We start from the raw sequence: 5832 nt of genomic DNA, 5'->3' as shown, positions 1-5832 counted from the left end.
CCGGACCCACGCCAATACGAGATAATACTATGCCTATCTTGAACCGGACAGCCGTGCGACAAGCGCGGGCATGACGCTGAAAGCTCTCTGCTCGTTAACCCGAATTCGGAGCCCTGCGATGAGGCGACGGGCGCACGGCTTGTCCGGGGAAAATTCGAACGCGAGCCGAGCCAGGCAGAGTCGTCATGGCCGGGCTTGTCCTGGACAAGCCCGGCCATGACGACATCCTGGAAATGAGTGAACCCCTCAGCTCTTTGGGAGAGGGACGCGCCCTTGCTTGCGAGAACGGCGCGGTCGGCCCATGGCGCCCCCGCAGCGAGGGCGTCATGGGCGCGCGCTTCCGGCGCCGCCGGTTTAGCAGTAGGTGGGGTTGGCGGTGCAGGTGTCGCGCATCAGCAGACCGATGTTGCCGGCGCCATAAGCGCCGTAGTTTCCGCCAAATTGCGAGTTCTGCCCGAAGTAGGACGCGCCCTGGCGATTGAAGCCGACCGACGCCGACCCGTAGCTCGTCACGCCGACGACCCATTGCGTCGCAAAATATCCGGGCGACGAGCCGGCGCCGAAGGACGGGGGCGTGCCGAAATTAATCAGCCAGGGCCCGCCGCTCGACCCCCCGGTCTGCGCCGAGCCGATCTGCGTGTTCTTGAGATTGCCCGAGGCGTAATACCAGCCGGCGGCGTCGGTGCGCTCCATCTGATAGCCGCTGTCCAGCGCGACAGGATAGCCGAGCTGCGTGATCTGCACGGCCGTCACATTGCCGAGCAGAGGCGACTGCCTATAAGAGGGGCCGTTCCAGCCATAGCCGTACCACCCGACGACCCTGCCCGCGAGAACCCCGTTCCTGGGCGCGACAATCAGCGTCGCTATGTCGTCGTTGCAGACGACGCCGGCCTGGGCGCAGACGTCGGTGCCATTGACATAGGTGGTGAACGTCCGCGCCGATCCGGCGTTGTAGCAGCCGTAGACGCCCCCCGCCGCCGAGACGTTGGCGGGACACCAGACCCAGCCGCTGTACCAGCCCGACGAGCCCTTGCCGTAATTGACGACGCAATGCGCCGCCGTGATCAGCACGCCGGGCTTCAACAAGGACGCCGTGCAGACATGCGTCGCCGCGCCGACCTTGAAATAGAGCTTGCCCGTCGCGCGGAAGGGATAGCTGGTGACGGGCGTGTTCGCCACCGTCATCGAGCTGCCCTGGACCTGCACCGCGACGCGGGCCGTCGTGTAAGGCGCGGTGGATGTGCCATAGGCGGAGGGAGCCGCGTCTGTCTGCGGCTGCAAGCTTTCCGCCTTGACGCCTCCCGGCTCTCCCGTCGGAACAGAATGCGGCGCGGCCTTCTCGGCGTCCTCGAAGACCTTGGGATCGGCGAGCGGCAGGACCGAGCGATACGGCCCTGTCGGCGGCGTCGGATTGCCCCGCGCGGCAGGGGCGGAGGATTTCGGGCTTTCGACCGTGCCGGGGGGGTCTTTGGCCGTCGATTGCTGCGCGAACGCGGTGCTTGTCGTCAGCGCCGCCATCGCTATAGCGAGCGAAAATGCAAAACGAGGTCGACGATCAGTCATCGTTTCATCTCCGGTAAAATGCGTAATGAAATATTCACATTCTCTCAAGTCATAGTACTGACTTATTCAACAAAATCCGTACGTATCACTTGAGAAGAAGCAAAATAAGTCAGTTTTTTACCACCTTCAAGTAAATATTCGTCAGGATGATCTCGGATGAAGGACAAAATCCCCGACCCTGGCCCTGAGACGCCCGCCTCGCATGCGGCAGCCTTCAGGGGGAGAGTCATGCGCCCCTTCCTGCATTCACCCGATCGCCCCGGATGATGGCGCCTGCCGCGCCCCATTTTCGCGCGCGGCGCCCCGTGATAAGGAGCGCCGGCGAGCGTCGCACGAGGCGCCCGGTCAAATCGTCCCGACAACGGTCCTCGAGAGAATGCCCAAAGACGTCGTCACGCGCTTCGCCCCTTCTCCCACCGGCTTCCTCCATATCGGCGGGGCGCGCACCGCTCTGTTCAACTGGCTCTACGCCAAGCGCCATGGCGGCCTCTTCCTGCTGCGCATAGAGGACACCGATCGCGAGCGGTCCACGCAAGGGGCCATCGACGCCATTCTCGACGGCATGCGCTGGCTCGGGCTCGATTGGGACGGCGACGTCACCTATCAGTTTTCCAGAGCGCCGCGGCACCGCGAGATCGCCGAGGAGCTGCTGGCGCGCGGAAAAGCCTATCGCTGCTACGCCAGCGCGCAGGAGCTCGAGGAGATGCGCGAGACCGCGCGCGCCGAGGGGCGGCCGCCGCGCTATGACGGGCGCTGGCGCGACCGCTCGCCCGAGGAGGCGCCCGAGGGCATCGCGCCGGTCATCCGGCTGAAGACGCCGCAGGAGGGCGAGACCGTCATCGAGGATGCGGTGCAGGGCCGCGTCGTGTTTCCGAACAAGGATATCGACGATTTCGTGCTGCTGCGCTCGGATGGCGCGCCGACCTATATGCTCGCCGTCGTCGTCGACGATCACGACATGGGCGTGACGCAGATCATTCGCGGCGACGATCATCTGACCAACGCGGCGCGGCAAAAGCATATTTATGAGGCGCTCGGCTGGCAGGCGCCGGCGCTCGCGCATATCCCTCTCATTCACGGGCCGGACGGCGCCAAGCTGTCGAAGCGCCATGGCGCGCTCGGCGTCGACGCCTATCGCGCCATGGGCTATCTGCCCTCGGCGCTGCGGAACTATCTGCTGCGGCTCGGCTGGAGCCAGGGCGACCGCGAGTTCTTCTCGACGGCGGAAATGATCGAGGCCTTCGACCTCGACAGCATTCATCGCTCGCCGGCGCGCTTCGACTTCGTCAAGCTCGAGAATATGAACGGGCATTATCTGCGCGATACGGATGATGCTGACCTGTTGGCGACGCTGCTCGCCTCCCTGCCCTATCTGGAGGGCGGACAGGCGATCGCTCGGAAGCTGGACGAGCGGCGCAAGGCGCAGCTCGCCGCGGCCATGTCGGGATTGAAGGCGCGCGCCAAGACGCTCAACGAGCTCGTCGACGGCGCCGGCTTTCTCTTCGCCGAGCGGCCCCTGCCGCTCGACGCCAAGGCGGCGGCGCTGCTCACGCCCAAGGCGCGCGAGGGACTGGCGGCGCTGACGCCGCGCCTCGCGGCGCTCGAGGAGTGGAGCGCTGCGACGACCGAGGCCGTGGTGCGCGAAATCGCCGCTTCGCTCGGCGTCAAGCTCGGCGATCTGGCGCAGCCGCTGCGCGCCGCGCTCACCGGCCGCACCACCTCGCCCGGCATTTTCGACGTGCTCGCCATTTTGGGCAGGGAGGAGAGCCTCGCGCGCCTCGCCGATCAGGCGCCTTCGAGCGCGCAGCGCGCTTGAAGGATGGGCGGGGAATGCTATAGTTTGTGCAACGCACAACCCTGAGGTTGCGGCGCAACCTGCGCGCCCGCGCCGAAACCTCGCGCCGGACCCGGCTGGGCGCGCCGCCCGAATGACGACGTCGACAGCAAGCCGCTCGCCGACCGAGCCTCGCCCGCGGATCCGACGGCCGGCCACGGCCCCCGCCTCCTCTGGCGCAGAATATGCTGCAATATCCGATCCTAGCTCGATGCGAGCGGGTGCGCCAACCAAGGTGGGGCCATGACGACCAGAGACGCTTCCTTTCAGGCCGGCGACAAGACCGTGACCTTGCCGATCATCGAGGGAACGATCGGACCCGCCGTCGCCGACATTCGCAAGCTCTACAACGACACCGGGATGTTCACCTATGATCCCGGCTTCACCTCCACCGCGAGCTGCGAATCCAAGATCACCTATATCGACGGCGACGCCGGCATTCTGCTCTATCGCGGCTATCCGATCGACCAGCTCGCCGAGCACGGCGACTTTCTCGAGACCTGCTATCTGCTGCTCTATGGCGAGCTGCCGACCGTCAATGAAAAGGCCGATTTCGACTATCGCATCACGCGCCACACCATGGTGCATGAGCAGATGGCGCGCTTCTTCCAGGGCTTCCGCCGCGACGCGCATCCGATGGCGGTGATGGTGGCCTCGGTCGGCGCGCTCTCGGCCTTTTATCACGACTCGACCAATATCGCCGATCCGGTCGAGCGCATGGTCGCCTCGACGCGGATGATCGCCAAGCTGCCGACGCTGGCGGCGATGGCCTATAAATATTCGGTCGGTCAGCCCTTCGTCTATCCGAAGAACGATCTCGACTATACGTCGAATTTTTTGCGCATGTGCTTCGCCGTCCCTTGCGAGGAGTATAAGGTCAATCCGGTGATGTCGCGGGCGCTCGACCGCTTCTTCATCCTGCACGCCGATCACGAGCAGAACGCCTCCACCTCCACGGTCCGCCTCGCCGGCTCCTCGGGCGCCAATCCCTTCGCCTGCGTCGCCGCCGGCATCGCCTCGCTGTGGGGTCCGGCGCATGGCGGCGCCAACGAGGCGGTGCTGAAGATGCTCGCCGAGATCGGCACGCCGGACCGCATTCCCATCTACATCGCCAAGGCCAAGGACAAGAACGATCCGTTCCGCCTGATGGGGTTCGGCCACAGGGTCTACAAGAACTACGACCCGCGCGCGAAAATCATGCAGCGGACGACGCGCGAGGTGCTGGCCGAGCTCGGCGTGAAGGATGCGCTGCTCGACGTCGCCATCGAGCTCGAGAACATCGCGCTGCACGACGAATATTTCATCGAGAAGAAGCTCTATCCCAATATCGACTTCTATTCCGGCATCACGCTGAAGGCGATGGGCCTGCCGACCGCCATGTTCACCGTGCTGTTCGCCGTGGCGCGCACGGTCGGCTGGATCGCGCAATGGAAGGAGATGATCGAGGACCCGGGCTCCAAGATCGGCCGCCCGCGCCAGCTCTACACCGGCCAGACGCAGCGCGATTATCTGCCCATGACCAAACGCTGACGGCGCCGCGCCGCCGGTCTGTGCGCTGGCGCACAGACCTCCCCACCGCCGCGAGGGTAACTTCAAGGCAATGTGGGGGAGACGAACATGGTCACGACCAAAAATTGCCAGCTCATCGGATTCGACGAGGCGCGGGATCGGCTGCGCTTCGATCGATGGATCGGCCTCTGCTCGATCGATCTATCCGCCTTCAGGATCGCCTATTGCCCGGGCGATCTCCGCCTCCCGGGCCGTCTCGAGCTCCATGACGCGATGTGGCGCGACAAAATCGCCGGCCTCGTCGTCGACGGCGATCTGACGATCGACGGCAATCTCGAGGATCATTCCGGCAATGGCGTCGCCGCCTTCGTCCTGGCGCGCGGCGATCTCGAGGCGCGGACGATCACGCTCGGCGGCGCCGATGTCGTCGTGCTGGGCGACGTGCGCGCGAGCGGCCCCGTGTTCAACAGCCGGGGCGGCGGCCGCTTCGAGATCGGCGGCTCGCTGCAGGCGAGCCATCTCGTCACCGACGATCATGCGACGCTGATCGAGGGCGCGCTGCCGGCGCGCGCCTATGCGCTCGGCTTCGTCGAGGCGCCGATGCGCCATCGGCTGCAGCGCATCGACTCCTATCATGAGATTCTGACGCCGGCGGTCGCCGCCGAGCTCTCCGAAGGCTGCGGCCGGCTCGAGGGCGCCAATGTCGCGCTGCGTGTGATCGAGGCGGTTCGCTCCGGCCGCGCCGCGCTGCGCGACTGAGCGGGTCGACGGAAATGCGAGACTTCGAGGCTCGCGTTCCGCTCGGCGCGCGCGCTCGCGCGAGCAGGGCAATCGGTTGAAGGACTATAGCCCCATCACCCTCGTCCTGAGGAGCCCGCGAAGCGGGCGTGTCGGAGGACGGCAACGGGGGGGAAACTTTGATTGGG

At 65.7% G+C, this 5832-nt stretch carries 5 protein-coding genes; 3 read left to right on the top strand and 2 right to left on the bottom strand.

The window, feature by feature from the left end:
- Positions 1 to 354 precede the first annotated feature (354 nt).
- Together K3F48_RS23095 and K3F48_RS23090 are read right to left on the bottom strand one after the other, a co-directional pair.
- Positions 355 to 1563, bottom strand: a complete 1209-nt coding sequence (locus K3F48_RS23095) for a serine protease (RefSeq protein ID WP_222577792.1) — start codon at positions 1561 to 1563, stop codon at positions 355 to 357.
- Between the two features lie 62 nt (positions 1564 to 1625).
- Positions 1626 to 1793: a hypothetical protein gene (locus K3F48_RS23090; protein WP_222577791.1), complete on the bottom strand. Its 168-nt coding sequence runs from the start codon at positions 1791 to 1793 to the stop codon at positions 1626 to 1628.
- A 146-nt stretch (positions 1794 to 1939) separates the two neighbouring features.
- Here K3F48_RS23090 and gltX point away from each other — a divergent pair, with 146 nt between their 5' ends.
- The 3 genes from gltX to K3F48_RS23075 all read left to right on the top strand — a co-directional run bounded on the left by gltX (position 1940) and on the right by K3F48_RS23075 (position 5665).
- Complete coding sequence (gltX, locus tag K3F48_RS23085; protein ID WP_222577790.1) at positions 1940 to 3379, top strand: glutamate--tRNA ligase; 1440 nt, start codon at positions 1940 to 1942, stop codon at positions 3377 to 3379.
- Positions 3380 to 3640: 261 nt separating this feature from the next.
- A complete protein-coding gene (locus tag K3F48_RS23080; protein WP_222577789.1) occupies positions 3641 to 4927 on the top strand; it encodes a citrate synthase in 1287 nt (428 codons plus the stop codon).
- An 87-nt stretch (positions 4928 to 5014) separates the two neighbouring features.
- Entirely contained in the window at positions 5015 to 5665 is a 651-nt protein-coding gene (locus K3F48_RS23075; RefSeq protein ID WP_222577788.1) for a hypothetical protein, read from the top strand.
- Positions 5666 to 5832: the final 167 nt, after the last annotated feature.

This window comes from Methylosinus sp. Sm6, assembly GCF_019802345.1.
In the GTDB taxonomy this organism is placed as follows: Bacteria; Pseudomonadota; Alphaproteobacteria; order Rhizobiales; family Beijerinckiaceae; genus Methylosinus.
Note: the sequence above shows the minus strand (reverse complement) of the source record. Positions and strands in the feature narration are given on the sequence as shown.

Bases quoted from the DNA above. Each gene is read 5' to 3' on its own strand.
- gltX (WP_222577790.1), top strand. From the start codon at position 1,940: ATGCCCAAAGACGTCGTCACGCGCTTCGCCCCTTCTCCCACCGGCTTC.
- K3F48_RS23075 (WP_222577788.1), top strand. From the start codon at position 5,015: ATGGTCACGACCAAAAATTGCCAGCTCATCGGATTCGACGAGGCGCGG.
- K3F48_RS23080 (WP_222577789.1), top strand. From the start codon at position 3,641: ATGACGACCAGAGACGCTTCCTTTCAGGCCGGCGACAAGACCGTGACC.
- K3F48_RS23095 (WP_222577792.1), bottom strand. From the start codon at position 1,563: ATGACTGATCGTCGACCTCGTTTTGCATTTTCGCTCGCTATAGCGATG.
- K3F48_RS23090 (WP_222577791.1), bottom strand. From the start codon at position 1,793: ATGACTCTCCCCCTGAAGGCTGCCGCATGCGAGGCGGGCGTCTCAGGG.